Annotated in this window: 25 protein-coding genes and 2 tRNA genes; 23 read left to right on the top strand and 4 right to left on the bottom strand. The window is 53.2% G+C overall.

Annotated features, from left to right (window positions below):
* Window positions 1-328: 328 nt before the first annotated feature.
* The 10 genes from DW937_RS04695 to DW937_RS04650 all read left to right on the top strand — a co-directional run bounded on the left by DW937_RS04695 (window position 329) and on the right by DW937_RS04650 (window position 9122).
* Window positions 329-1030 (top strand): pseudouridine synthase, encoded by a 702-nt coding sequence (locus DW937_RS04695; protein WP_120120280.1) that lies wholly within the window; start codon window positions 329-331, stop codon window positions 1028-1030.
* 264 nt (window positions 1031-1294) lie between these two features.
* Window positions 1295-2380 (top strand): helix-turn-helix domain-containing protein, encoded by a 1086-nt coding sequence (locus DW937_RS04690; protein ID WP_005944450.1) that lies wholly within the window; start codon window positions 1295-1297, stop codon window positions 2378-2380.
* A 108-nt stretch (window positions 2381-2488) separates the two neighbouring features.
* On the top strand, window positions 2489-3256 hold the full coding sequence (gene ftsE / locus DW937_RS04685) for a cell division ATP-binding protein FtsE (protein ID WP_120020907.1): 768 nt from the start codon (window positions 2489-2491) through the stop codon (window positions 3254-3256).
* Window positions 3253-4161 carry a permease-like cell division protein FtsX gene (locus tag DW937_RS04680; RefSeq protein ID WP_120120279.1) on the top strand — a complete coding sequence of 303 codons (909 nt, stop codon included), beginning with the start codon at window positions 3253-3255 and terminating at the stop codon, window positions 4159-4161. Before ftsE ends, DW937_RS04680 begins: the two co-directional genes overlap by 4 nt.
* Before the next feature lie 16 nt (window positions 4162-4177).
* The gene (locus DW937_RS04675; protein ID WP_120120278.1) at window positions 4178-5494 is read left to right on the top strand and encodes a M23 family metallopeptidase; all 1317 of its coding nucleotides are present in this window, start codon (window positions 4178-4180) and stop codon (window positions 5492-5494) included.
* Window positions 5495-5645: 151 nt separating this feature from the next.
* The gene (locus DW937_RS04670) at window positions 5646-7007 is read left to right on the top strand and encodes a S41 family peptidase (protein WP_120120277.1); all 1362 of its coding nucleotides are present in this window, start codon (window positions 5646-5648) and stop codon (window positions 7005-7007) included.
* Between the two features lie 219 nt (window positions 7008-7226).
* On the top strand, window positions 7227-8081 hold the full coding sequence (gene rsmA / locus DW937_RS04665) for a 16S rRNA (adenine(1518)-N(6)/adenine(1519)-N(6))-dimethyltransferase RsmA (RefSeq protein WP_097775225.1): 855 nt from the start codon (window positions 7227-7229) through the stop codon (window positions 8079-8081).
* A gap of 324 nt (window positions 8082-8405) precedes the next feature.
* Window positions 8406-8480, top strand: a tRNA-Thr gene (locus DW937_RS04660).
* Between the two features lie 153 nt (window positions 8481-8633).
* Window positions 8634-8718: transfer RNA gene (locus tag DW937_RS04655), tRNA-Tyr, on the top strand.
* A gap of 152 nt (window positions 8719-8870) precedes the next feature.
* Complete coding sequence (locus DW937_RS04650) at window positions 8871-9122, top strand: DUF6061 family protein (protein ID WP_120120276.1); 252 nt, start codon at window positions 8871-8873, stop codon at window positions 9120-9122.
* Window positions 9123-9222: 100 nt separating this feature from the next.
* Here DW937_RS04650 and DW937_RS04645 read toward each other — a convergent pair whose 3' ends face one another.
* Together DW937_RS04645 and DW937_RS04640 are read right to left on the bottom strand one after the other, a co-directional pair.
* The gene (locus tag DW937_RS04645; RefSeq protein ID WP_236131602.1) at window positions 9223-9399 is read right to left on the bottom strand and encodes a hypothetical protein; all 177 of its coding nucleotides are present in this window, start codon (window positions 9397-9399) and stop codon (window positions 9223-9225) included.
* 17 nt (window positions 9400-9416) lie between these two features.
* A complete protein-coding gene (locus DW937_RS04640; protein WP_120120274.1) occupies window positions 9417-10682 on the bottom strand; it encodes a plasmid recombination protein in 1266 nt (421 codons plus the stop codon).
* A gap of 139 nt (window positions 10683-10821) precedes the next feature.
* On the opposite strand from DW937_RS04640, the gene DW937_RS04635 reads away from it, so the two are divergent.
* The 11 genes from DW937_RS04635 to DW937_RS04580 all read left to right on the top strand — a co-directional run bounded on the left by DW937_RS04635 (window position 10822) and on the right by DW937_RS04580 (window position 19594).
* Window positions 10822-11301, top strand: coding sequence for a DUF2975 domain-containing protein (locus DW937_RS04635; protein WP_120120273.1), 480 nt, complete (start codon window positions 10822-10824; stop codon window positions 11299-11301).
* A 10-nt stretch (window positions 11302-11311) separates the two neighbouring features.
* Window positions 11312-11518 carry a helix-turn-helix transcriptional regulator gene (locus DW937_RS04630; protein ID WP_120120272.1) on the top strand — a complete coding sequence of 69 codons (207 nt, stop codon included), beginning with the start codon at window positions 11312-11314 and terminating at the stop codon, window positions 11516-11518.
* A gap of 799 nt (window positions 11519-12317) precedes the next feature.
* A complete protein-coding gene (locus DW937_RS04620; RefSeq protein ID WP_120120270.1) occupies window positions 12318-13148 on the top strand; it encodes a helix-turn-helix transcriptional regulator in 831 nt (276 codons plus the stop codon).
* Complete coding sequence (locus tag DW937_RS04615; protein WP_120120269.1) at window positions 13132-13797, top strand: sigma-70 family RNA polymerase sigma factor; 666 nt, start codon at window positions 13132-13134, stop codon at window positions 13795-13797. The genes DW937_RS04620 and DW937_RS04615 overlap by 17 nt, the downstream gene beginning before the upstream one ends.
* 163 nt (window positions 13798-13960) lie before the next feature.
* Window positions 13961-14206 (top strand): hypothetical protein, encoded by a 246-nt coding sequence (locus DW937_RS04610; protein ID WP_120120268.1) that lies wholly within the window; start codon window positions 13961-13963, stop codon window positions 14204-14206.
* 49 nt (window positions 14207-14255) lie between these two features.
* Window positions 14256-15722 carry an ABC transporter substrate-binding protein gene (locus DW937_RS04605; protein ID WP_120120267.1) on the top strand — a complete coding sequence of 489 codons (1467 nt, stop codon included), beginning with the start codon at window positions 14256-14258 and terminating at the stop codon, window positions 15720-15722.
* The gene (locus DW937_RS04600; protein WP_243111429.1) at window positions 15670-16521 is read left to right on the top strand and encodes a sugar ABC transporter permease; all 852 of its coding nucleotides are present in this window, start codon (window positions 15670-15672) and stop codon (window positions 16519-16521) included. The genes DW937_RS04605 and DW937_RS04600 overlap by 53 nt, the downstream gene beginning before the upstream one ends.
* A complete protein-coding gene (locus DW937_RS04595; RefSeq protein ID WP_120120265.1) occupies window positions 16518-17258 on the top strand; it encodes an ABC transporter permease subunit in 741 nt (246 codons plus the stop codon). The genes DW937_RS04600 and DW937_RS04595 overlap by 4 nt, the downstream gene beginning before the upstream one ends.
* 168 nt (window positions 17259-17426) lie before the next feature.
* Window positions 17427-17732, top strand: coding sequence for a type II toxin-antitoxin system RelB/DinJ family antitoxin (locus DW937_RS04590; protein WP_035393314.1), 306 nt, complete (start codon window positions 17427-17429; stop codon window positions 17730-17732).
* Window positions 17729-18049, top strand: coding sequence for a type II toxin-antitoxin system RelE/ParE family toxin (locus tag DW937_RS04585; RefSeq protein ID WP_120120264.1), 321 nt, complete (start codon window positions 17729-17731; stop codon window positions 18047-18049). Before DW937_RS04590 ends, DW937_RS04585 begins: the two co-directional genes overlap by 4 nt.
* A 12-nt stretch (window positions 18050-18061) precedes the next feature.
* Window positions 18062-19594: a recombinase family protein gene (locus DW937_RS04580; RefSeq protein ID WP_120120263.1), complete on the top strand. Its 1533-nt coding sequence runs from the start codon at window positions 18062-18064 to the stop codon at window positions 19592-19594.
* Window positions 19595-20007: 413 nt separating this feature from the next.
* On the opposite strand, the gene DW937_RS04575 is transcribed toward DW937_RS04580, so the two are convergent.
* Complete coding sequence (locus DW937_RS04575; protein ID WP_120120262.1) at window positions 20008-20877, bottom strand: patatin family protein; 870 nt, start codon at window positions 20875-20877, stop codon at window positions 20008-20010.
* 228 nt (window positions 20878-21105) lie between these two features.
* Here DW937_RS04575 and DW937_RS04570 point away from each other — a divergent pair, with 228 nt between their 5' ends.
* Window positions 21106-21699, top strand: coding sequence for a xanthine phosphoribosyltransferase (locus DW937_RS04570; protein ID WP_005944437.1), 594 nt, complete (start codon window positions 21106-21108; stop codon window positions 21697-21699).
* 57 nt (window positions 21700-21756) lie between these two features.
* Here DW937_RS04570 and DW937_RS04565 read toward each other — a convergent pair whose 3' ends face one another.
* Entirely contained in the window at window positions 21757-23646 is a 1890-nt protein-coding gene (locus DW937_RS04565; RefSeq protein WP_120120261.1) for a penicillin-binding transpeptidase domain-containing protein, read from the bottom strand.
* A 102-nt stretch (window positions 23647-23748) separates the two neighbouring features.
* Between DW937_RS04565 and DW937_RS04560 the strand changes: the two genes are divergently transcribed.
* Window positions 23749-24888, top strand: coding sequence for a putative peptidoglycan glycosyltransferase FtsW (locus DW937_RS04560; RefSeq protein WP_120120260.1), 1140 nt, complete (start codon window positions 23749-23751; stop codon window positions 24886-24888).
* Window positions 24889-24962 lie beyond the last annotated feature (74 nt).

Genomic DNA, 24962 nt, shown 5'->3' with positions numbered 1-24962 from the left:
TTTTTCACGAAAAGGACCGGAAAGAAAAACTCCTTCAGCTGCACTTCGTGCGTCAGCTCCCTCTAAGAGGGAGCCTCTGACGAGGAGAAAAAGTTTACCGTACTTCCAAAGCCTCCCTCAGTGAGAAAGACTTCCCCCGGCCGGGACAGATTCTCCCCGCGCCGGGGAGAAATGTCACCACAGGTGACAAAGAGAGGAACAGATGTCACGCAAGTGACAAAAAGGGGAACAGTGGCATCGCGCAGCGATGACGGAAGGAGTTCTCTTGCGCAAATCATTTTATCATGTTACACTAAAACTCCAAACCTATGTAAAAGGAGAACCGCATATGCGATTGGATAAATACTTAGCCGAGACGGCCCAGTGCACCCGCAGCGAGGCTAAGGCGCTGCTTTCCAAAGGGCGGGTGCAGGTGAACGGTGCTGTCTGCAAAAAAGGGGACACCCAGCTCAGGGAAACCGATACGGTGGCCGTGGACGGCAAAGCCCTGAATTACCAGCAGTTTGTGTACCTGATGCTCAACAAACCCGAGGGCGTGGTGAGCGCTTCCACCGACAAGCGTGACACCACCGTGGTCGATCTGGTGAGGGATGCTTATCCCCGGCGGCAGCTGTTCCCGGCGGGAAGGCTGGACAAGACCAGCACCGGCTTTGTGCTGCTGACCGATGACGGCACCTTTGCCCACGACATCCTTGCTCCAAAGCGCCACGTCTCCAAGACCTACACCGTGGTGTTGGACACGCCGCTGACCGAGCAGATGCGCACCGGCTTTGCGGCGGGCGTGACCCTTGCCGACGGCACAGCGCTTTCGCCTGCGGAGGTGACGGCCCTTTCTGCCGATGGCTGCACGGTGCGGGTGGTGCTCAAGCAGGGCGTATACCACCAGATCAAGCGGATGTTCGGCGTGTACGGCGCAGGTGTGAACGGCCTGCACCGGGATGCCATCGGCGGCCTTGCACTCGACCCGGCCCTTGCACCGGGCCAGTGGCGGGAGCTTTCTGCCGAAGAAGTGTCAAAAATTTCCAGCTGACAGGGTCGGCTTTTCACCCGAATTTCAAAAAAGCAACACATTTTTCCGGTAGAATAGGGGGCAGAACCACGCAAAAAGGCACTTTTTTGGTTCAGAATGGCCCCTAAAGATAATATTCACAAGAAAAAACTATCTTTTTTGTTGAAATATGTTGCAAAAGTAAATTCTTTTGTGTAAAATATAAAATGTAATGCAGCTAAATTGTTAAAAATCACGACCGGCTGCCGCTGCGGTTTGCACAAACGAGGAAAAGGGGTATCCATTATGGCCAATAGAGTATTTCAAAGCGTGATCTACCAGATGAAAGACGCGATCAACCGGGTGGTCGGCGTGGTGGATGAGACCGGCGCTGTTATTTCCTGCTCGGAGCTGAACCTGATCGGCGAGGTGCGCGAGGGTTTCATGGCGGAGCGTCTGACCGCAGGCGACCGCTTTGTGCGCGATGGCTACACCTATCAGCAGTTCTCCAGCGCCAAGCATAACGATTATGCAGTATTCGTGGAAGGCGTGGACGAGACGGCTGGTCAGTTTGCCGCTATGCTGTCCATCAGCCTGCAGAGCATCAAGCAGTACCACGACGAAAAGTTTGATAAGTCCAACTTTATCAAGAATGTGGTGCTGGATAACATCCTGCCCGGCGATATCTATGCCAAGGCCCGTGAGCTGCACTTTGCCACCGATGTTTCCCGCGTGGTGTTCATCGTGCGTGTTACCAGCGGCGGCGATATCTCCGCCTACGATGTGGTCAGCAGCCTGTTTCCGGATAAGCAGAAGGACTTTGTGTTCAATATCAGCGAGACGGATACCGTGCTGGTCAAGGAGATCCGCAAGGGCATCGACCGCACCGATATGGAAAAGCTGGCTGCCAGCATCGTGGATACCCTGTCCGGCGAGCATTACATCAAGGCTGTGGTGGGCATCGGCACCCCCATCTCCAACGTGAAAGATCTGGCTACCTCCTTTAAGGAAGCACAGATCGCCATGGAAGTGAGCAAGGTGTTCGACACCGAAAAGCAGATCATCCGCTACGATAATCTGGGCATTGCACGCCTGATCTATCAGCTGCCCACCACCGTGTGCGAGATGTTCCTGCGCGAGGTGTTCAAGCAGGGCAGCATCGAAAGCCTGGATCAGGAGACCCTGTTCACCATCCAGCGCTTCTTCGAGAATAACCTGAATGTGTCTGAAACCAGCCGCGGCCTGTTTGTGCACCGCAACACGCTGGTGTATCGTCTGGAAAAGATCAAAAAGCTGACTGGCCTGGATCTGCGTGAGTTCGACGATGCTATCGTCTTTAAGGTAGCACTGATGGTCAAGAAGTACCTGTCCAACAATCCGGCCAAATACTAATAAGCTGCAGGCTCTGCCTGCAGTGCAGAACCGGCCGCTCGAAACCGATGCTGGCCGGTTCTTTTTGCTGTGAAAACAGATTCTAATGTCAGGAGCTAATATTACCCTATGATCGATTTAGAACACGTTTCCAAGGAATATAAACGGGGCGGACCGCTGGCACTGGACGATATCAATCTCCATGTGGACGACGGCGAGTTCGTGTTCCTGCTGGGCCATTCCGGCGCAGGCAAATCCACTCTGCTCAAGCTGCTGCTGCGCGAAGAGCTGCCCAGTGAGGGCAAGGTGACCGTGCTGGGCAAGGATGTTGCCTGCCTGCACCGCCATCAGGTGCCGTATCTGCGCCGTCAGATGGGCATTATCTTTCAGGATTTCCGGCTGATCCCCACCATGACTGTGTACGAGAACATCGCCTTTGCCATGCATGTGACCAACGTCAAGCGCCGGGAGATCAGCGATCGTGTGGAGTACATGCTGGAGCTGGTGCATCTGGAGGATAAGGCCAAGGCCTATCCGGACACCCTTTCCGGCGGTGAACAGCAGCGCGTGGCTGTGGCCCGCGCCCTTGCCCACGGCCCCAAGCTGGTCATTGCGGACGAGCCCACTGGCAATATCGACCCGGAATTGAGCCTGGAAATGATGGAGCTGCTGGAGCGGGTGAGCGAAATGGGCATCACCGTGGTGGTCGTTACCCATGAGCACGAGCTGGTGCGCCAGTTCCACCAGCGCGTCGTCACCCTGAAAAAGGGCCGCATCATTTCGGATGTGCCTGCCGACAAGGAAGCCATCCGCGCACGCGCAGAGCGCAAAGAACGCCTGTTCGAGACCGAGCTGGAACCTGCTGACACCGCAGAAAAGGAGGCGGCCACCGTATGATGAGACCTTCTACCTTCTTTTTTCTGATCCGGCGCGGCATCCGCAATCTGGGCAAGCACTGGGCCATGACCTTTGTGTGCATCCTGTCCCTCAGTGTCTGTATGACCCTGAACACCTTTGCAAGCCTTGCCGAGGTGAACGTGGACAGCATGGTGAACTATCTGGGCAGCCAGAACGAGACCGTGGTCTATCTGGACCCGGAGTGTGATGATGCCACTGCGCAGACCGTGGGCGAAAAGCTGGCGGCAATGCCCGGCGTGACCAATGTGCAGTTCGTCTCCAAGCAGGACGTGCTGAACACCTACCGCAATTACATGGAAGATTACTCCTCCCTGTGGGATGAGTTTGAAAATGACAACCCCTTCAAGGCCAACTACCGCGTTTCCATCGCGGATCTGAGCCAGATGGAGAGCATGAGCAAGCAGATGCAGGCCATTCAGGGCGTGTACAGCGTTACCGCCCCGGTGGAAATGACCAATGTCTTTGTGCAGGTGCAGCGCTCTGTTACCAAAGTGGGCCGCGGTATCGTGCTGGTGCTGATGGTCGTCAGCATCATCACGGTGGGCAGCACCATCCGCCTGAGCGTGTTTGCGCGCCGCCGCGAAATTGAGATCATGAAGTACGTGGGCGCCACCAACGGTCTGGTCACTCTGCCCTTCGTTGTGGAAGGTCTGACCATGGGCCTGATCTCCGGCGTGCTCACTGCAGCGATTAGTCTGGGCGGCTACTCCTACATGGTGCAGGCCTCCGACGGTCTGGGTGGCGTGTGGGAAATGATCATGGGTCAGGCACTGGTGCCGGTGAGCGCCGTCTGGTCCACTATCATCCCGTACAGCCTCATCGGCGGTGCCGTTGTGGGTGGTCTGGGCAGTATGTTCTCCATCCGCAAGCACCTGAACGTGTGATCGAAAGGAGCCGCACATGAAAAAAGCACTTCATGCAAAGCCCTTCCGCCTGCAGATGCCCGGCCATACGCCGCGCCATGCACGGCCGGAGCCTGCCCGCAGCAAGCTGCTGCGCGGCGTGAGTCTGTGCCTGGCGGCGGTATGCCTTGCGGCAAGCGTCAGCTTCCAGCCGGCCACGGCAGCCACCAGCATGGCCAGCCTGCAGAACAAGCTGAACAGCCTTTCCAAATCCATCGACCAGCACAAGAAGGAGCTTTCGGACGCAAAGAAAAAGGAAGCTGCTGCAAAAGCGCTGGAAACGGAGCTGAAGGATCGCGTGGGCATCATTCAGTCTCAAATCAGCGTGCTGAGCACCCAGATCGCTGCTGTGCAGAACAACATTGGCCAGACCGAGCAAAAGATCACCGCCAAGGAAGGCGAGATCACCCAGAAGCAGGCCGAGATCGACAGCCAGTGGGGTGATTTTAAAAAGCACATGGCTGCCATGCAGGAGCTGCGCGACGGCGGCAGTGTGGCCATGCTGAGCGCAGTGAACGACCTGTATGAGCTGCTCACCTTCAACGAGGTCATGCAGGATATCTCCATCAAAGATACCGAGATCATGGACAACATGAAGGCGGCCAAGTCTGAACTGGAAGCGGACAAGGTGGAACTGGAGGCCCAGCGCAAGGAACTGCAGAGCCAGAAGGCGGAGCTGGATACCCAGAACTACCAGATGAAGGCAAAGCAGAGCGAGTTGAACAGCAGCATTTCTGCGGCGCAGCTTTCTGCACAGGATGCCCAGAAGGCCCAGCAGACGGCACAGGCCGCTATTGAATCGGACGAGCTGAACTATGAGGCCGTCAAGAAAGAGATCCAGAAGCTGATCGCGGCCGCTGCATCCAGCAAGCCGCAGCTGAGCTTTACCGGCTTTGCCTGCCCGCTGAAGAGCTATACCCGCATTTCCAGTGAGTACGGCTGGCGCAAGAACCCGGTGTCCGGCGTGAACAGACTGCATGCCGGCATTGATCTGGCTGCGCCGGGCGGTACCCCCATCTACGCAGCCGCAAGCGGCTATGTGCAGGTGGCGGGCTGGTCCAGCGGCGGCTATGGCAACTATGTCATCATCTACCACGGCAGCATGTCGGACGGCAACGCCTACAGTACCCTGTACGGCCATATGAAGTCGGTAGCCACCAGTGCGGGCAAGTATGTCAAGCAGGGTGAGCTGATCGGCTACGTTGGTTCCACCGGCAACTCTACCGGCAATCACCTGCATCTGGAGGTCTGGAAGGGCGGCAGCAAGGCCAATGCGGTTAATCCGCGCGGTTATATCCCGTTCCCGCACAACTGAGTGTATTTATAAGGAGTCTGGTATTCTATGAACGAACAAAAACATAAGCGTTTGCTGCGCATCGGCTGCCTTTTGCTGGCAGGCGTGTTTGCACTCTCGCTGCTGGGCAGTGTGCTGATGATGCTGCTGTTCTGACAGGAGGGAGCAAGGCATGAACCGTAAGATCTCTGTGGGCATGGCTGTCACCATTGTGATCCTTGCCATGACCGTGACCTTTTCCATTACCATGCTCATTGCCATGCGTCTGTTTGACAGCACAGTGAGCAGCGTGAAGGAAAAGGAGAGCATGTACAACAAAGTGGCCGAGGTGGACCGCTATGTGCGCAGCAACGACTACTACACCATTGATGAAACGGTGCTGTACGACCGCCTGACCGCAGGCTACCTGCTGGGTATCGGCGACAAGTACGCCCGTTACTACACCGCCAACGCCTACACCGAGCTGATGAACCAGCAGAGCGGCAAGGTGATGGGCATTGGCGTGGAGCTTGGCATGGACCAGACCGGCTATGCCAGAGTGACCAGGGTGTATGAGGACTCGCCTGCGCAGGAAGCCGGTATCGTGGTGGGCGATTACATCACTGCTATTGACGGCACCGATGTGAAGAGCCTTTCCGGGGTGGATGCCGTGCAGTCCCGCCTGCAGGGCGAAGCCGGCACCATCGTCAATGTTACATGGCTCGACAGCAAGGCTGCTTCCCGGACGGCGGACCTGACCCACTCCGGCTACACCAGCACGACTGTGGACTACCAGATGCTGGACAGCGTGGGTTACATCAAGATCCGCCAGTTCGACGGCAGCACGCCCAGCGAGCTGGACTATGCCATCCGGTCTCTCACTACCAGCGGCGCCCAGAGCCTTGTGTTCGACCTGCGCGATAACGGCGGCGGCGTGTTGGATGATGCCATCAGCTGCATCGATCTGATCGCCCCGGAAGGCACTGTGGCCTATGCCGAGGATAAGAACGGAAACCGAACCATCATTGGCAGCAGCGACGATGAGAGCAAGGTGGAGCTGCCCATCGTCTGTCTGGTCAACGGCAACACCGCCAGCGCGGCAGAGCTGTTTGCTGCCAGCCTGCGCACCATGAACGGCGCACGTCTGGTGGGCACCACCACCATGGGCAAGGGCACCATCCAGAGCAGCCCGCAGCGCCTTTCGGATGGCAGCGCCGTGAGCATCACGGTGGCAAAGCTCATCTGCGGCGACGGCTCCTGCTTTGATGGCACCGGCCTGAGCGTGGATGTGGAGCGTGCCCTCAGTGCCGAAGAGAGCACGAATTTCTACGATTATACCCCCGAGGATGACCCGCAGATCCAGCGTGCGGTCAGCGCAGCACAGCAGCTGAGCGGTACCACGACTTTGGGCGGTGTCAACGAAGCAGCTTCCTCGGCTGCTGCTTCCGAAGAAGCCGACAGCGCTGCCGCTGAGCCGGAGAACGCTTCCTCTGAGGAAACGGCTTCCTCCACCGAAGCAGAAGCCGGCAGCGAAGCAGCATCCAGCGCAGAATAAAGGGTAAAACCGGCAGAAATGCTGCATGGGCTTCTTCTTGTAAAAAGGAACCCGGTTTATTGCGGTGCTGTTTGCCGTACTGACCCCTTCTCGTGAAAATGCAACCCAGCCAGACCCGCAGGTCTGGCTGGGTTGCCATATTATAATAATATTTCCGCTGAATATGCCCAAAGCGACGCGGAGGGCATTCAAATCGTACTATGAAAAAGGATGGAATCTATGCCCGAACTGACCGACCTCTCGGTGATCCGCGCCCTGTGTGAAAAATACGATTTTGCACTCTCCAAGGGTTTTGGACAGAACTTTATCATCAACCCGGGTCTGCCGCCCAAGATCGTGGATGCCAGCGGCGTGGATAAGCGCTATGGTGTCATTGAGATCGGCCCCGGCATTGGTGTGCTGACTCGGGAACTGGCAAAGCGCGCCGCCAAGGTGGTGTCCATTGAGGTGGACGAACGCCTGCCGCCGCTGCTGGCCGAAACGATGGCCGGAGTGGACAATTTCAAACTGGTATTACAGGATGTACTGAAAGTTGACCTGAAGGCTCTTATTGCGGAAGAATTCCCCGGTATGCCGGTGGCTGTGTGCGCCAACCTGCCCTACTACATCACCAGTCCCATCGTCATGAAGCTGCTGGGCGACCGCCTGCCCATTGAAAGCCTGACCGTCATGGTACAGAAGGAAGCTGCCGACCGTCTGGCTGCTGCGCCCGGCACCCGTGCATCCAGCGCCATCAGCTGCGCGGTGAGCTACTATGCCACCTCCAAAATGATGTTCACCGCTGCGCCCGGCAGTTTTTACCCGGCCCCCAAGGTGACCAGCGCCGTGGTGCGCATGGAGATCCGTCCGCAGCCCGCTGTGCAGGTGGAGGACGAAGAAGGCTATTTTGCGCTGGTGCGTGCCGCCTTCGGACAGCGCCGCAAAACGGCTGCAAACGCCATTGCCAGCGGTCTGGGGATGTCCAAGGACGCGGTGACAGCCGCCATTGAAGCCGCCGGTTTTGATGCCCGCATCCGCCCGGAAGCCCTCACACTGGAGGATTTTGCAAAGATCCAGCAGGCCCTTGCCCGCTGAAGCAGCCCGCTGCTCAAAAAAGAATACAACAGACTTTGAACCCCACAGGAGCCGTCCGCGGTTCCTGTGGGGTTTTTATGATAATAGAATCGAATGGTTCGATTTTATTATCGATGTATTGCGTTGAAAATTACGGGTATCAAAACGTGATGCAACAGAAAAGAATGCTAAAAGCAGACGAAAGCATGAACTGATGGCAATGGCACCTCATTTGTTAAACGGTATAGTATACTGTTTGGGGAATGGGTTGTTTTTTTGCGCGCCAAGAAGATATTGACAAGCCGCGCGTTTTTTGGTATTCTATCAAAAGACCGCTTGATCCATGCTGGTGTGGCGCAATGGCAGCGCAACTGATTTGTAATCAGTGGGTTGCAGGTTCAACTCCTGTCACCAGCTCCAAAAAGCCGCTCAGGAACGTTGATTTCTGGGCGGCTTTTGCTTTTGTGTTTTTGCTTTCGACACAAAGATCCAAAAATTCCGCAAAAGATGTTGACAAACTACCATCCGGGTGGTAATATATACAGGCAATCCATGGACTGCAAAACTGAATATGGGCGTGTTCCCGAGTGGCCAATGGGGACAGACTGTAAATCTGCTGCTTTCAGCTTCGGTGGTTCGAATCCACCCGCGCCCACCAAACAAGAAAAATCCGAACCTGTTTCCGATTGGAGAAGGGTTCGGATTTTTCGTTTTCTTCGGGTACAACAACGAAGGTTCCTGTGGACGACGCAAAACTCTGATGCCTTGTCATAGACCGTAAGCCAATAACAAGATTTGGAGGGTATGATTATGAAGTACGATGAAAGAGCCTGCAAGTTTAATATGGACACTGGCTGCGTGGAACTGCTGCTCCGGGATGGGAGAAAAATTTCCATTGACTGCATCTGGGTCGAGGATGCGCTGGATGTGACCATGGCCCAGCAGACTGAACTGGACTACCTCATCTACAACGACCCACTGGGCTATGCGGATTTGATTCTGAACGGTGACCCGGAGGAGTATTTGAAAAACGTAGCTGGAAGCCATGGGTTAGAAGATTAAGGGCAAAAAAAAATAAGAGGTGTGCCCAAGCGGACACACCACGGAGAGAAACATCTATGTAAAGCAGGGCGTTCCCTTTTCCGGGAACGTCCTGCTGTTTTTATGCGGCAACAGGCAAGGCTTGTAGTGCTTCCTGCTCTTTCAGCCATTCCTCATATTCACGCTGGCCTTCCTCGCTGTTGAAAAACTCAACCATGGAGGGATAAAAGCAACGTGCCAGCGCCTTGATTGCTTCATCCGGGTAGCCGGATTTGTTCGACTTCTTCTTTTTATTCAAATAGTATCCTCCGAAAATCAAAGTTCCATATCCTGCCCACGCTTGCGGTTTCGCTGCGGCATATTCATGGTGCGCTCCTGCTTGGGGGCAAGAATCTTTTCCAGAAAGCTGCGAACCAGTTCAGGCGCACGGTGGAGGGCGTCCAGATAGGGCTTTACATCGTACCACAGGTCGTGGTACTTGTTGCTCCAATGAATGGTTTCCTTCTTGGCGGTGGAAAGTTCTTCTTTCAGGCGGCGGTTCTCCACGTCCATCATATAGCCGTGGTCGGCTTGCTTTTTCAGCTTGGAAAATTCTTCTTCGGTCAGCGAGTAGTTACCGAGAAAGGTGCGCTTGCCGATATAATCCAGATCGCGCGCATGAATGAGGGCTTCTTTCGTGAGCGTGGCCTTTTTCTGCACAGCGGCAAGTTCCTTCTCCTTTTTGGAGAGGGTCTGACTGGTTTTGGCAAGCGACTGCGCCTTTTGGTCGGCTTGGGCGGTCAGGCTGTCCAGCCGCTCCTGCTCCCGTTGGACTTTGAACTGGGTGACGGTTAGGTGTTCTTCGGTGCTGCCACGCTCGCCGCGCTCCACATCGGTGTACCCGGCAGCACGCATATAGTTGAAGAAATCGTCTTGCAGGACACTGTACGACTTCTTCAGGACTGGCTTGCCGCTCTTTTGCAGGACCGGTTTTCCGGCATCATCCAGCAGAGGTTTGGATGCCCACTTCTTGCTCCGGCTGATCTGCATGACGGTCTCCTTGACTGTGCCGACCAGTGCCTTGTCCTTGCAGCGTTTCGACCAGAGGATCTGCTTTTCCACCACAGGCACATAGACCACATGGAGGTGGTAGTGGTAGACCTCCCGGCCCAGTGCTTCGGTCATGGCGTGGTTGATCTCATCGGCGTGCATGACTGCCGAGAGGATATACTGCTCACCACCCACGATTTGAACGGCTGCTTTGTAGGCATCCTCATAGAACTGCTTGGCGAACTCGTAGCCACCGTGATTGTCAAAATAGGCCGAGTTGACATCAAAGACAAGCTCGCAATAATGGGTGGCATCCGGCTTCAAGCCGCGCGTGGAGATGGTTCCGGCGGCTTCCAGTTGGGCGAACAGGTCAGTGTAGCTGGCGGTTGGCTTTTTGAAGTGGACGTTCCATGCAGCGCGCTGGGGGATAATATCGGGGTTCCGATAGCTGTCCTTTTCGCGCTCGTTGTGCTGCTGGGTGTTACCAACGGCCTTGTCTGAAACGGCGAGATTTCGGACACTGGTGCGGTCAACGCCATCGTTTCTTGCCAAAGGGCATCCCTCCTTTCAAGGGGTACTGTTTAACACTCTTACTCATAATGCAGATGGTTTTTTTGATAAACGATAAAAATATATTGATTTTCAATTTAACGTGTGCTATTCTAAATGTGAAATCAAAGGGGGATGCAATATGGGTAAGAATGATTTTCGGGTTGATACAACTTCTTCCGAGAAAAAGACGTTTTTCAAAAAGAAACAAACACTTCTCGGACTGGCATTCTTACTGACTGTTCCGCAAATGTTCAGTGCAGTGATTCTTCCTATTCAATGGCTTTTGGGTGCAAGGCATGGAGTGGTTCTTAATGTCACTTCCATTGCATCGCAGGAACTGTATTTCCTTGTAATGACGATTGCCGGAATCTCTGTTTTGAAGATGATGCTTAGTGATAAAACTTTTTCTAAAACGCTGGTTCAATGCACTCGTCTTGAAGGCTATCTTATTGCGGTTGCATCTGTGATATTTCCACTTTTACCGGGATATCAAGCGTCTGGTTCGACCTTTTTCTTCTGTGATTCAGTATTGCTGTTGCCTGGAGTACTTCTGATTATCATGGCTGAGTTGTTGAAAGAAGCTGTTGCGATGCAGAAGGAATTGAACGAAGTTCTTTAAGGGGATAAGAATGGCAATCATACTACGATTGGACCGCATTATGGCAGACCGAAAGATTTCCTTGACAGAACTTTCTGAACGTGTTGGAATCTCTATGGCGAACCTCTCAAATCTAAAGACCGGAAAGGTTAGAGCAATTCGTTTTTCTACACTGGATGCAATTTGCCGGGAGCTTCATTGTCAGCCGGGAGACATTTTAGAATACGATGAAACATAGAAGGAGTCGGAACAGGCACATTCCGTTATGCGGCTTTTCTTTAGGCGAACAGCTTGTTTGCGGTGGGGAGATGCACTTCTTCGGAAGTGTAATAACCCACTATGACACTTTCATCCCTGCGGTCTGCAAAGTGTAGTGGGCTCTTCGAGGACTCTCCGAGGGGGAACGTCTCCTGCGGGAGAGCTAATTGAGTTCACGTTTGCGAAGCAATGAAAGCCCCAGTGGGGCTTTTAAGTGACCGAACGGTCTTGCGCTAGCAAGATGGAGGGGCCTCGCCCCGACAAGTTCGCACAATGCGAACTTGATCGCTCCGTACGCATTTGAAAAAATCGCGTACGGAGTTCAAATAATCTGTACGGTTCGTACGACGCACAAATGATCGAAATACAGACGATAAAGCGCTCGATTTTCTCAAAATTCGCCGTACAAGTGCGTACAAGTACAGACCGTACAAGTTGTACGAATTTCTTCCATGAAAAAATGCACTTTTTACGGGCAGGGGTGGACAAGCGGTTCGATGCCCACAAAGCCCCGCACCCTGCGACCACTGGGCGAAGCGATATTATGTACTGCACCAGAGACCCCAAAGTGGGAACTCTGGTGTTTTTTTGCTTCCTGCCTGAATATACGGAGAATTTTGCGGAAAGGGCGAAAAAGCAGCAGAACTGCAACGGAAAAAGAAAAAAGCCCTTACTGGTTGCAGGGCTGCAACAGCAAGGGCGGAGATGGAACCGTATATTGAACAAAACGGCAGAGCGTATTATAATGAGGAAAAAGCTCAAAAAGGAGGGCCGACTTCATGGCACAGGAATATTTGCCCGCACCATCCAACATCCGTCTTGCGGACTTGATGAAAGAGCACAATATCAGCCAACCGGAGCTTGCCAAGGAAATCGGCTGCTCCAAAAGCACCATCAGCCGCTTCATCAGCGGCGCAAAAGGGACGCTGACCCATGAGCAGGTGCTGAAGATTGCAAGGCTGTTTAATGTGTCCACGGATTTCCTGCTGGGAGAAACCAACATCCCCGACCGCAAAAATTACGACATTGCCGAACTGGGCTTGTCCGTTGAAGCCGCAAGGAACCTCTACACAGGGCGTGTCAATACAGAGGTGGTCAATCTGCTGCTGGAAAACGCTCGCTTCGCAGAGCTTACTTACCGCATAGCGCAGTATTTTGATGATACCTTTGCTTCCGGCATCGCAGCACAGAACGCCATGCTCACGACATTGAGCACCCTGCTGCGCACAAAGGTCAAGACCCCGGAAGCAGCCAAAGCCGCAAAGGACATCAGCCTTCGGAGAAAGCCAGTATACCAAGGTGACCTTGATGACATTGAGATGTACTTCATGGCGGCGGTCAAGGAAATCAAAAAGGGCATCGGGAGCCATTACGCCGAACAGGAAGCCATGAGCAAGAAAGTGGCCGAGAAGATGTTCACCGAATTGACCAAAGGGCAGGATGTGCAGCACCCAACGATTACGGCAGAGCAGTTGACGGATGCAATGTTGGACAGCGTTTCGGGCATGGAGGGAGCTACGCCGGAAGCACTGGAACAGCTGCGGAGCGGTTTGCTGGGAATCTTGCAGTCTGCCGCAGAGCAGGAAAACGCCCATGAAGCAGACGAATGAACGGCTTTGTGCGCTGGCACAGAAAGGCGATGCCGCCGCACTGGACAGCCTGATCGACAACAACAAGTCCTTTATCGGCAAGGTGGCAAATGACCTTTTCTGTAGCATGAATCTGGCACAGTCTGGCCTGAACCTTGACACGGACGATTTGAAACAGGCGGGCAATCTGGGCTTATGGAAAGCTGTGCCGAAATTCGATGCAGCGCGCGGCATGAAGTTCCTGACATATGCGGCTCCTGCCATCCGCAACGCCATGATGGACATGGTGCGGGATGCCTTTGCCGCTTTTGAGCAGCGGATGGTAACGGAGGACAAGGACGGCATCTGTTACCAGCGTGTTTCGCTGGATGATGTTCTGCCGGGAGAGGAGCAGCTGCGGCGCATTGAAGCCATAGCCGACCCCTACGCCATGCAGCCGCAGAGCATTATGGAGGAGCAGGAATCGCGCCGGGAACTGTACGATGGCCTGAAACGGCTGACCCAACGGGAACGGACCTATCTGCTGTACCGTTACGGTTTTACGGACGGTGAGGAGCATCCGCTGATCGGCACAGCGATATACTTTCACCTGACAAAAGGCCGCGCCAAAAAGACCGAGGAACAGGCTATGGATAACCTGTGGCTGGAACTGCCGTGGTGGTTTATATGAATGAAAAAATCGTGATTGTGCTACATGTTTTCCGAAAATTTATGTGCATCTATACGATTTTTGAAAAAATTCGTAGGCGGCTGAAATAAAGCAAGCTTAAATTTCGTTGTTCTAATAAACATTTGTAAGAATATCATTTAGAGCGTATATAGGAGGTCTTTTTATGTTCGAGCAATTTTTCAAATCGCAAGTTGCAGCTGTTTCTGACCCCTACCAGTGCAACCGCATCACGGATGCACTGGCAGCTGCTGGAATCAAATTCTATTGCAAAACCAAAGATGTCAATCGGCGTAATGCGTTCGATCAGGCAAGAACTGGAACTCTAGGCATAAAACCGAAGTATGTCACAGAGATATTTGTGGACAAAGAAAATGCGGACATGGCACTACATATTGTACATAGCCTATGACATGGTATTTGTATGAAGTAAAGTTTTAGATGTCGGAGAATCTGAAATCATGCATAACAATAGACGAAATACCCGATTTGGCATGTTCATCGTTGCTATTATAGTGAGCCTGCTAGTTTTTCTCACAGGATGCTCATCTGCCCAAAATGAAACTGATACAGTCGCGCCAGTCATAGAGAATAGCTCAAATCCAGTTACGTTAACAGTCTACCTTACGGCTCACTATGCAAATCCTGATACACATTGTCCTATCTATGAAAAACTGCTAGATTATCAAAAAGAGAACCCGAATATCACAATACAGTTCGTATCGCCAAAAGAGGATGATACCGCAGAGCGTGAGGCAGAGATTCATCAGCTAAATACGGAAATCCTTTCAGGCAAGGGTCCCGACCTTTTTATTATGGAAGGAAACCGATTGACGAATGTTAATCTATTTCCAGATATTGAAAAGAGTATGATGAATGGAGCTTTCCTCGATCTCACCGATGTAATGGATTCAAACGAATTCACAACAGAGAATTTTTATATGCCTCTTTTAGATGCTGGAAAACTAAAAGGAAAGCAGTATATTTTACCTTTGTGCTTTTCAGTTCCAACGCTGACAAGTGCAGAAAGCGTTTTGAAAGACAGCGGATTTGATATGCAAGCCGCATCAAAAAGCCTTGTGGCCACGATGGATGAACTGCTGCGTATCTACAAGGAAAAACCAATGCTGGTTGTGATGGACTTTAGCATGACAAGCGCGTTATCGCAGCCAATTATCGATTACAAGAATCACACTATTAACTTGGACACAGTTAGTTGTCGGCAAACATTAGCATACGAGAAAGAATTCCGTACGGGTGAAATTTCTTATGAGATGCAAAATGGTTTGTTTGACAGTTTCAATCCAGAAGTAGTCCAAGATTATTTTGCAAACGGTGAACCTTTTGCTAGTCTTGACCCAAGCTATATGACGGTGGGACTTCTTCGGCAGTGTGCAGCTCTTGGAATCAAAACCGTAACACTTCCCATTCCCAATGAGCTAGGCGGTGTTACTGCTGAAATCGGTTCTTACGCAATGGGAAATCGAAATACAAAGCATCCAGCAGAGGTAAAAGCACTTTTAGCTTATCTTCTTAGTGAAGAATGCCAGTCGAGTTCGGCGTTTGCAGATAAAGATATGTTTCCTGTCCGACGTGGATGTCTTAAAAAATGTATGGAAGCACAATATCAATTCAGTGTCTATGATGCATCCCATGAAAAAATAGGGCAAGAAGATATTGAAAAACGAAAAGAGATGTATGGTGAAAATTTGACTGATGCACAGCTAGATCAGCTTGGAACAATATGTGACAAGATCAATGCCGCGCAATATCACACAATTTGGTACCGTGCCTTGCAGCTTGATCAAAGTGAGGATGGCGGAAATCTTCTAAGCGAAACGATGGTTCAGTATTGGAATGATGAAATTACCCTTGATGAGCTTGTTGATCGACTTACTCCGCGGCTCAAATTGTACCTTGATGAATAAAATGAAAAAGAATCTTCAGAGCAATATCCTTCTTCTGCCGGCACTTATTGCCGGATTTTTTTGCTATCTGTTTCCAATCTTGATTGCTTTTGGGAAAAGTTTCTTTCTTGGAACAGGAACTGATTTTGTCGGCATACAAAATTATGTGGATCTTTTTGAAAATGAGGCATTTTCACTCGCTGTTAGAAATCTGTTTCATTTGTGGGCCATCATTGTACCCGTCAATTTGGTTATTGGCATTTTCATTGCGGAAGTTTATATAAAGCTCCGAAAAGAAAAACTTTGTCTGTTCTTCCTTGTTCCTTCAATACTTCCGGCAGCTTGTGTTGTGACAATTGCATCAAGCATCTTACAAAAATCTCCTAGCCAGTGGGGTGAAACACCAGTTGCATTTTATATGTTCCTTGTAATTGTGTTATGGAAAACACTTGGATTTTCGATTTTGATTTTTATAGTTGCTATAAAATCCATAGAATCCGAAATCATAGATGCCGCCATGCTGGATGGAGTCACCCCTCTACAATGTTTTTGGTACATAAAGCTTCCAATCATAAAGAGTTCTTTATTGATTTGTGGAATCTTGACGATTTACAATAGCTTTCGATGCTTCCGTGAAGCCTATTTGATTGGGGGAGCTCATCCGAATGAACAACTATATAGTATTCAGCACTTTCTGCAAAACAATTTTATGAATATGAACTATGCACGACTGGAAGCGGCATCTATTTTGGTTGTGCTTTTTGTTGGAGCCTTTGTGCTAATTGGAATGTACTTGGCAAAAAAGAGGAATAACCGATGAACCCACGAAAAGAAGCTGCATATAGGATGTTGTCTTTGATAGCCGCTGTGATTTTTGTGCTGCCATGCATAGTTCTTGTTTTTTCGATATTTAATATGCACTTGGACAACCTGTGGCAGTTGGATTCTTTGGCAGAATTTGTTTGCGCCTATAAAAACACATTGCTTCTTGCAGGTGCCGGCGTGCTTATTCAAATTGTGATTGCGTTGCCTGCAAGTTATGCGATTGCCAGAATCCCATCTCCGAAAGCACAGACATTTTTTCTTTTGACCTGTGTTTTCTGTTTGCTTTTGCCGCAGCAAGCACTTATGCTCCCTCAATATCTGGTTTTGATGAACATCGGATGGTTGAATTCTCTGAAAGGGCTATTGATAATGACGGCTTTCCAGCCTTGGATGATTTTACTCTTTTGGTTCGCAGCAAAAAGAATTGACAGTAGCCTGTTCGATTCAGCAATTTGTGACGGCGCAAGCAACTGGGTGCTTTTTAGGAAAATTTATGCTCCAATTGTACGACCGTATGTTATGATTGCGGCATTCCTTTCTATCGCTGAGAGCTGGAACCTTTTGGAACAACCCATGACATTTTTGCAGAGCAAAGAAAAGTATCCGCTCTCTATGATCTTGATGCAGCTTTCAACGGATAATGCTGAATTAAAAAATGTCCTATGTTTGCTCTTTGCGATTCCGCTGATGATTTTGTTCGGTACAATGGTAAAAAAGATAATCGATACATGAAAAATAAAAATGACTGGCTTGATTTCATTTCAGCAACAGGGTGGATATTTTGATCTTTGAACAATTCTGCAATAAATATGTTGTGCAATATGGAGAAATTTAATTACAAGTTTGGAAGTCGTTTATTTGCAACGTAAAATACGTTACAATAAACTTGAGGTGATAACCATGGAAAAAACGATGACACTCAATCTTCGTGTCAACCCTACCGTCAAGCAGCAAGCCGAAGATGTGCTGAAGCAGCTCGGCATCCCGATGGCAACAGCCATTGATATGTACCTGCGCCAGATCACCCTGACTGGCGGCATCCCCTTCTCGCTGTCCCTGCCGAAGGCTCCTGCGGCTCTGAACGCTGACACCATGACCGATGACCAGCTCCATGCAGCCTTGCAGGTGGGCATCAAAGAAATACAGAACGGTGACACCGTGGATGCCGCAAGCGCATTCGCACAGTTCAGGGAACAGCACAGATGAAGCAGTATGACGTAAAAATTTCCCATGCAGCCCTCAGTGATATGGAGCAGATTTACAGCTACATTGCTGACCGTCTGCTGGAGCCTGACACGGCTATGGGGCAGTATAATCGTATTGCTGAAGCCATCCAATCGCTGGACATCCTGCCGGAACGCTGTGCGCTGGTGGAAAGCGAACCAGAGCGTACCCAAGGGCTGCGGCAGATGCTGGTGGACAACTACTCGGTGTTCTACATCGTGGGCGAGGATGCGGTGTCGGTGGCTCGTGTGCTGTACAGTGCATCCGACCTTGTGCGCCGTCTGCGGAGAATGAAGTAAGGAGGTGCAGCCATGACTGCCGTGATTTACGCCCGCTATTCCAGCGATAATCAGCGCGAAGAATCCATCGAAGGTCAGATTCGTGAATGTACGGCCTACGCCGAAAAGAACGGCATCACTGTGGTCAAACACTACATTGACCGTGCCCTTTCCGCCAAAACCGACAACCGCCCGGATTTCCAGCAGATGATCAAGGACAGCGAAAAACGGCTGTTTGACATCGTGCTGGTCTGGAAACTTGACCGCTTCGCCCGAAATCGTTACGATTCGGCACATTATGAGTACCAGTTAGAACGAAATCATGTCAAGCTGGTATCTGCCACAGAGCCTATCTCTGACAGCCCTGCGGGTATCATGGTCAAAAGTATGCTCACTGGCATGGCTGAATACTACTCGGCAGAACTTTCTGAAAAAGTTGTGCGCGGCATGACCGAGAATGTTCTGAAGGGCAAGTACAACGGCGGCACGATTCCCATTGGCTTCAAGGTGGACGAGGAAAAGTTCTTCCAGATCGACCCGCTGAAAGCCCCCTTTGTGGTAGAAGCCTTCCAGCGGTACAACGATGGCGCGACCATGAAAGAATTGATGAACTGGCTGAACGACAGCGGCGTGACCACCAACCGCAATCAGAAGTTCACCTACAACAGTGTTCAGACGCTGCTGACGAACAAACGGTACATCGGTGAAAACCACTTCAAGGACATTGTGATGCCCGACAGCATCCCTGCCATCGTGGACAAGGACTTGTTTGAAGAAGTGCAGCAAAAAATCAAGAAGAACAGCCGCGCTCCTGCCCGTCACAAAGCCGAGGACGATTACTTGCTCACCACCAAGCTGTTCTGCGGAATGTGCGGCGCGATGATGTTCGGCGAGTGCGGTACGGGTAGAAACAAGATCGTTCATCATTATTATAAGTGCGCCACCGCGAAGCGTTTCAAGACCTGCAAGAAAAAGACCGTCCGTAAAGAGTGGCTGGAAGATTTGGTCATAGCTGAAACCATGAAGCTGATTCAGGACGATGCCGTGATTGATGCCATCGTTGCAGAGGTGCTGGAACTGCAAGAGCAGGAGAACACCACCCTGCCCCTGCTGGAAAAGCAGATGAAAGAGGTGGAGAACAGCATTGAGAATATGCTGAACGCCATCCAAGCAGGTGTGCTGACCAACTCCACCAAATTGCGGCTGGAAAAGCTGGAAGCCCAGCAGAAAGAACTTGAGATTCGGATTGCCGAAGAAAAAATCGCTCGGCCGCGGTTAAGCGAAAATCAGGTTCGGTTCTGGCTGACCCGGTTCCGCAAGCTCGACCCGAATGTGAAAAGCCACCATGAAACGCTTATCAATACATTCGTGAATGCTGTTTATCTCTATGATGAAAAAGTTTTGATTGCATTCAACTACAAAGACGGCACAAAAACCATCGCTTTCGATGAAATCGCCGCCAAAGATGCCCTAGAGGGCAATGGTTCGGATTTGGGTTGCTTCGCTCCACCAAAAAACCTCAACGTATGCAAGTACGCTGAGGTTTTTGTTTTGCGACAAGGCTAAACTTATCGGGCGGGTGGATTCGAACAGCTGCGGCGACGGCGCTGAAGACGGCGCAAAAACAGCCCAGTGGGCTGTTTTTAGCAGCGCGGCTCGCGATATCCACCCGCGCCCACCAAAAAACCTCAACGTATGCAAGTACGCTGAGGTTTTTGTTTTGCGATAAGGCTAAACTCATCGGGCGGGTGGATTCGAACAGCTGCGGCGATGTCGTTGAAGACGGCGCAAAAACAGCCCCGATGGGCCGTCAGGTTCACCGGGGCTGCTGCTATACCATGATTTTGTTGACGTTAACATTTTCGTGATGCTGCGAAAACATCACAGGTAGACCTTCTGGCTGCGCACCTGCGCTTCGATCAAAAGAGCTGCTTCCCCGTGGGGGCTATGCACATGCAGAATATCTGTTTGTGCCGCCGTTACTCTTCCGTTGCAGCTTTGGATTCGTTCACAAAGGCGGCAATCTTATCCACCTGAATTTCGGCAACGGCACGGCCGGTCTCGTAGACGCGGCGCAGCTGGACCGGATCGCGCTCCATGGAGCCAATCTCCAGCGGGATGGGCGGGCGGATGACGAACGCCCTGCCGGTCTGCTCCAGCATGGCAATGTGATCCAGCGTTTCGTTGTAGCGCTCGTGACGGTCGGCAACGGCTTCCACGAAAGCGGGGTAGCGCAGGTAGCGTGCCCGGATGGCGGGCAGCATCTTGTTCTTCTTTTTCACAAAGCCCTTGGGCTGGGTCAGCACAATGAGGTTGCGTTTGTAGCCGATGGACTCGAAGAACCGCACGGGGATGGAATCGGCAATGCCGCCGTCCAGCAGCTGATAATGGCCGATCTTTACGATCTTGGCCGCCAGCGGCATGGAAGCGGATGCCTGCATCCACTGGATATCCTCGGCATCGCCGGTGCGGCACTTGTGATAGATGGGGTCGCCGGTACGCACATCGGTGCACACCACAAAAAAGTCCATGGGGTTCTCTGCAAATGTCTTTGCGTCGAACACGTCCAGCTTTTCCGGAACGGTGTGGTAGCAGAACTGCTCACTGTACAGGTTGCCAGTGCGCAGCAGGTTGCCAAAGCTTGCGTAGCGCTTATCGTTGCAATACTGGGTGTTGTAGCGGATCACACGGCCGATCTGATGGGACTTGTAGTTGCAGCCGAACACCGCACCGGCCGAAACGCCAATGGCACCATCCAGCACGATGCCATGTTCCATCAATACATCCAGAACACCGGCGGTAAACATGCCGCGCATGGCACCGCCTTCCAGCACAAGACCCGTTTTCATATATGCTCTCCCCTCCTGTGCGCCGGCGCACAGATGCCGGACACACCTTATATTAACTACAGTATACTCGAATCTGTAAAAAGTACAAGAGCGGAAAACCTATAAATTTATCAAGAAAACCTATTGCCAAAGGAAAGAGCATCCGGTATACTAGGTGAAATAAAAAGAGAAATATGCGCTGCAAACGCATGGGCATGGAAAAAATCAGGTTGGAGGAACTGCTGCACTATGAAGATGCTGGAAGATCGTATTCGCAAAGATGGTATCGTACGCGAGGGCAATGTGCTCAAGGTGGATAGCTTTATCAACCACCAGATGGACATTCCGCTGTTCCGGGAGATGGCAAAGGAGTGGAAGCGCCTGTTTGCAGGCAAGCCCATCAACAAGGTGCTCACCATCGAGGCCAGCGGCATTGGCATTGCAGCCATCGTGGCCAGCGAGTTCAACGTGCCGGTGGTATTTGCCAAAAAGTCCATGAGCATCAATCTGGACTACAACAACTACGAGACCAAGATCCAATCCTTCACCCACAAAAAGATCTACAATGTGATCGTCTCCAAAAAGTTCCTCACCCCGGAAGACCATGTGCTGATCATTGACGATTTCCTTGCCAACGGCTGTGCCCTGATGGGCCTGCTGGATCTGGCCCAGGAGGCCGGTGCCACAGTGGAGGGCATCGGCATTGCCGTGGAAAAGGGCTTCCAGCAGGGCGGCGAGCTGATCCGCAGCAAGGGCATCCAGCTGGAGAGCCTTGCCATTGTGGAGTCCATGAACAGCGAGACCGGCGAGATCGTCTTCCGCGAGCAGCCGCAGCAGAATTAAACAAAAAACATTGCAGCCCCGGGAAAGTCGGAAGACCTTTCCGGGGCCGTTTTTTGCTTACGCCCCGTCAAAGCTGTCACCGTCGGCGGGCAGGTCGGCAGCGGTCTGGGCGGGATCGGGATCGGTTTCCGGTTCCACGGCGCGGGGCACGCCCTTGTACACCAGCGTCTGTTCCAGAACCTCGGCGCACACCGGGGCTGAAAGGCTGCCGCCGGCAGTTGTCCAGCTGTGGGGTTCGTCCAAGCACACCAGACACAAAAACTGCGGGTCGTCGATGGGAGCCACGGCCACAAAGCTGGCAATACGGGCTTTTTCGTCGGCGCTGTCCAGCTTCTGGCTGGTGCCGCTCTTGCCGCCCACCCGGTAGCCTTGGATGCGGGCATTGCGCCCGCCGCCGTAGAGCACAACGGCTTCCATCATCTCACGCATGGTTTCAGAAGTTTCCGGTTTGATCACCTGCCGCCTGCACACCGGCTCTGTGTGCTGCAGAATGCTGCCGTCCGGGTTCAGGATATCACTGACAAGATAAGGCTGCATCAGCCTGCCGCCGTTCACCACAGCGCACACGGCTGCGGCCATTTCCATATAGGAGATCTTGCTGCTCTGGCCGAAGGCGCAGGAGGCCAGCTCCACCGGCCCCATGCGGTCGGCGGTGTAGTACAGGCTCTTTTTGGGTTCGGCGGGCAGATCGACCCTGGTTGGCTCCCGCAGGCCGAAAGCGGCAAAGTAATCGCAGAAGGCGTCCTTGCCCAGCCGCGCGCCGATCTGGATAAAGCTCTGGTTGCAGGAATTTTCCAGCGCCTGGGTCACGGTCTGGCTGCCGTGGCGCTTGTGGTTGGCGCAGTGAAACCGTGTGCCCGCCACCGAGATGGACTCGCCGCAGTAAAAGGTAGAGTTTTTGCTCACAGCCCCGGCATCCAGCGCGGCGGCGCAGGTGATGAGCTTGAACACGCTGCCCGGCTCGTACAGGTCGCTGACGGCCTTGTTGCGCCACTGGGTCTGCTGGGCCAGCTGCAGGGCGGCAGCGCGCTCGCTGCCGGTAAGGGCATCCACGGCCTTGCGGGCGGCTGCATCGTAGACCACGCGCGGCTGGTTCGGGTCGTAGGCGGGCGTGGTGGACATGGCCAGCACGGCCCCGGTGTTCACGTCCATCACGATGCCCACGGCGCGCGCCGCCACATGATGCTCCTTGACCGCATAATCCAGCGCGTTTTCAAGGTAATGCTGGATGTTGGCATCGACAGTCAGCCGCAGGCCGCTGCCTTCCAAGGGCACTTTTTCGGTCTCGTAGCTCTGCTCCAGTGTGTAGCCCCAAGCGTTGACGGCGGTGAGCACCACGCCATTCTGCCCGGTGAGCACATCGTTATATTTCAGCTCCAGCCCGCTCACACCGGCGTTGTCTACATTGGTAAAGCCCAGCACGCTGGCCAGAAATTCCCCCTCCGGGTACCAGCGCTTGGAGTCCTGATTGATGCGGATGCCGGTGATGCCGTTCTCTTCACAAAAATCCCGCACGCGGTCGGCGGTGTCGCGCTCCACGCGGTAGCGCAAAAGGCAGTCGTTGGAGGTGCGGTCACTGAATTTTTCCAGCAGCTTCGCTTCGTCCAGCTCCAATATTTCCGCAAGGCCCTGCGCGGCAAGGCTGAGCTTTTCCTCCGGCATCTCGCGCGGGGAGGCCCGCAATGTCCAGCAGCTGCTGTTGGCGGCAAGCAGTACACCGTCGGCGCTGTAGATACGGCCCCGGTCGGCAGGCACCACAGTATCGCGCAATTGCTGGCCGAGGGCACGGCTCGTATACCAGTCGCCTGAAAACAGCTGCAGATACGCCAGCCGCGCGGCCAGCCCCGCAAAGCAGACGCAGCACATCAACGCGGCCACCAGCCGTGCCCGGGCATGGAATGCCCGTTCCGGCAGGGTGCGCAAGAGGCGCGGCTCCGGTTTTGGCATGGCAGGCACCTCCTTCTCTGGGCAAGTGTATGCGCCGGTGTGCCGGGGATATGACTAACCGGCACCGCCGCCGCGTACAATAAAGGAACGGAGGTGATACGGATGCACAAAGCTGCTGCCCATGCAAAGCACGGCCTGCCGCTGCGGCATCTGCCGGCCATGGACCTGCCGTTTCTGGTGCTGGTGCTCACGCTGGTGGGCTTTGGCCTTGTAATGCTGGGCAGTGCCAGCAGTGCAGTGGCGCTGTACCGGCGGGGCGATGCCTTTGCCTACCTGCGGCCGCAGCTGCTGTATGCTGCGCTGGGCATCGGGGCCATGTGGGTGGCAAGCCGGGTGGACTACCATGTTTACCACAAGCTGGCATGGCCGCTGCTGGCGCTTTCAATGGTACTGCTGACGGCGGTGCTGTTCATGCCGGAGTACAACGGCTGCAAGCGCTGGCTGGTGCTGCCGGGCCTGGGCACACTGCAGCCCAGCGAGATCGCCAAATTTGCGGTGGTGCTGGTATTTGCGCATATCATTGCGCTCAACCACGACCGCATGGGCAGCTTTGCGGTGGGGGTGCTGCCCTTTGCACTGGTGCTGGGAGCGGTGGCGGTGCTCATGCTGCTGGAACCGCACCTCTCCGGCACAGTGCTCATTTTGGGCATCGGCGCGGTGCTCATGTTCGTGGGCGGCACCGGCCTCAAGTGGTTCGTGCTGGCCGGGGCGGGCGGTGCAGCGGCCATTGGAGCTGCCATCATCATTATGCCGGACCTTGTGCCCTACGCGGCCAGCCGTCTCAGCTCATGGCTGGATCCCTTTGCCGATCCGCTGGGCGACGGCCACCAGACCATCCAGAGCCTGTATGCCATCGGCTCCGGGGGCGCGGCGGGCCTTGGCCTTGGCAGCAGCCGCCAGAAGCACCTGTTCGTGCCCGAACCGCAGAACGACTTCATCTTTTCCATCCTGTGCGAGGAGCTTGGCTTTGTGGGAGCCTGCGCGGTGATCCTGCTGTTTGCGCTGCTGCTGTGGCGGGGCATCACGCTGGCGGCGCATGCACCGGATCGGTTCGGTGCGCTGCTGGTAGTGGGTTTTGTGGTGCAGGTGGCCCTGCAGGCAGTGCTGAATATGGCGGTAGTCACCAACACCATCCCCAATACCGGCATCAGTCTGCCGTTTTTTTCCTCCGGCGGCACCAGTCTGATGATGCTGCTGGGCGAAATGGGCATCGTGCTGTCGGTGTCCCGCGGAGAGATGTAAAACCGGGCGTTCCCTGCCATAAAACGACAGCATCCTCTGCCGGCGCAGCTACAAATGACCGGACAAACAAATGG

The organism is Faecalibacterium sp. AM43-5AT, assembly GCF_003603345.1.
GTDB classification, from domain to species: Bacteria; Bacillota; Clostridia; order Oscillospirales; family Ruminococcaceae; genus Faecalibacterium; species Faecalibacterium taiwanense.
This window is presented reverse-complemented; position numbering and strand designations above follow the sequence as displayed.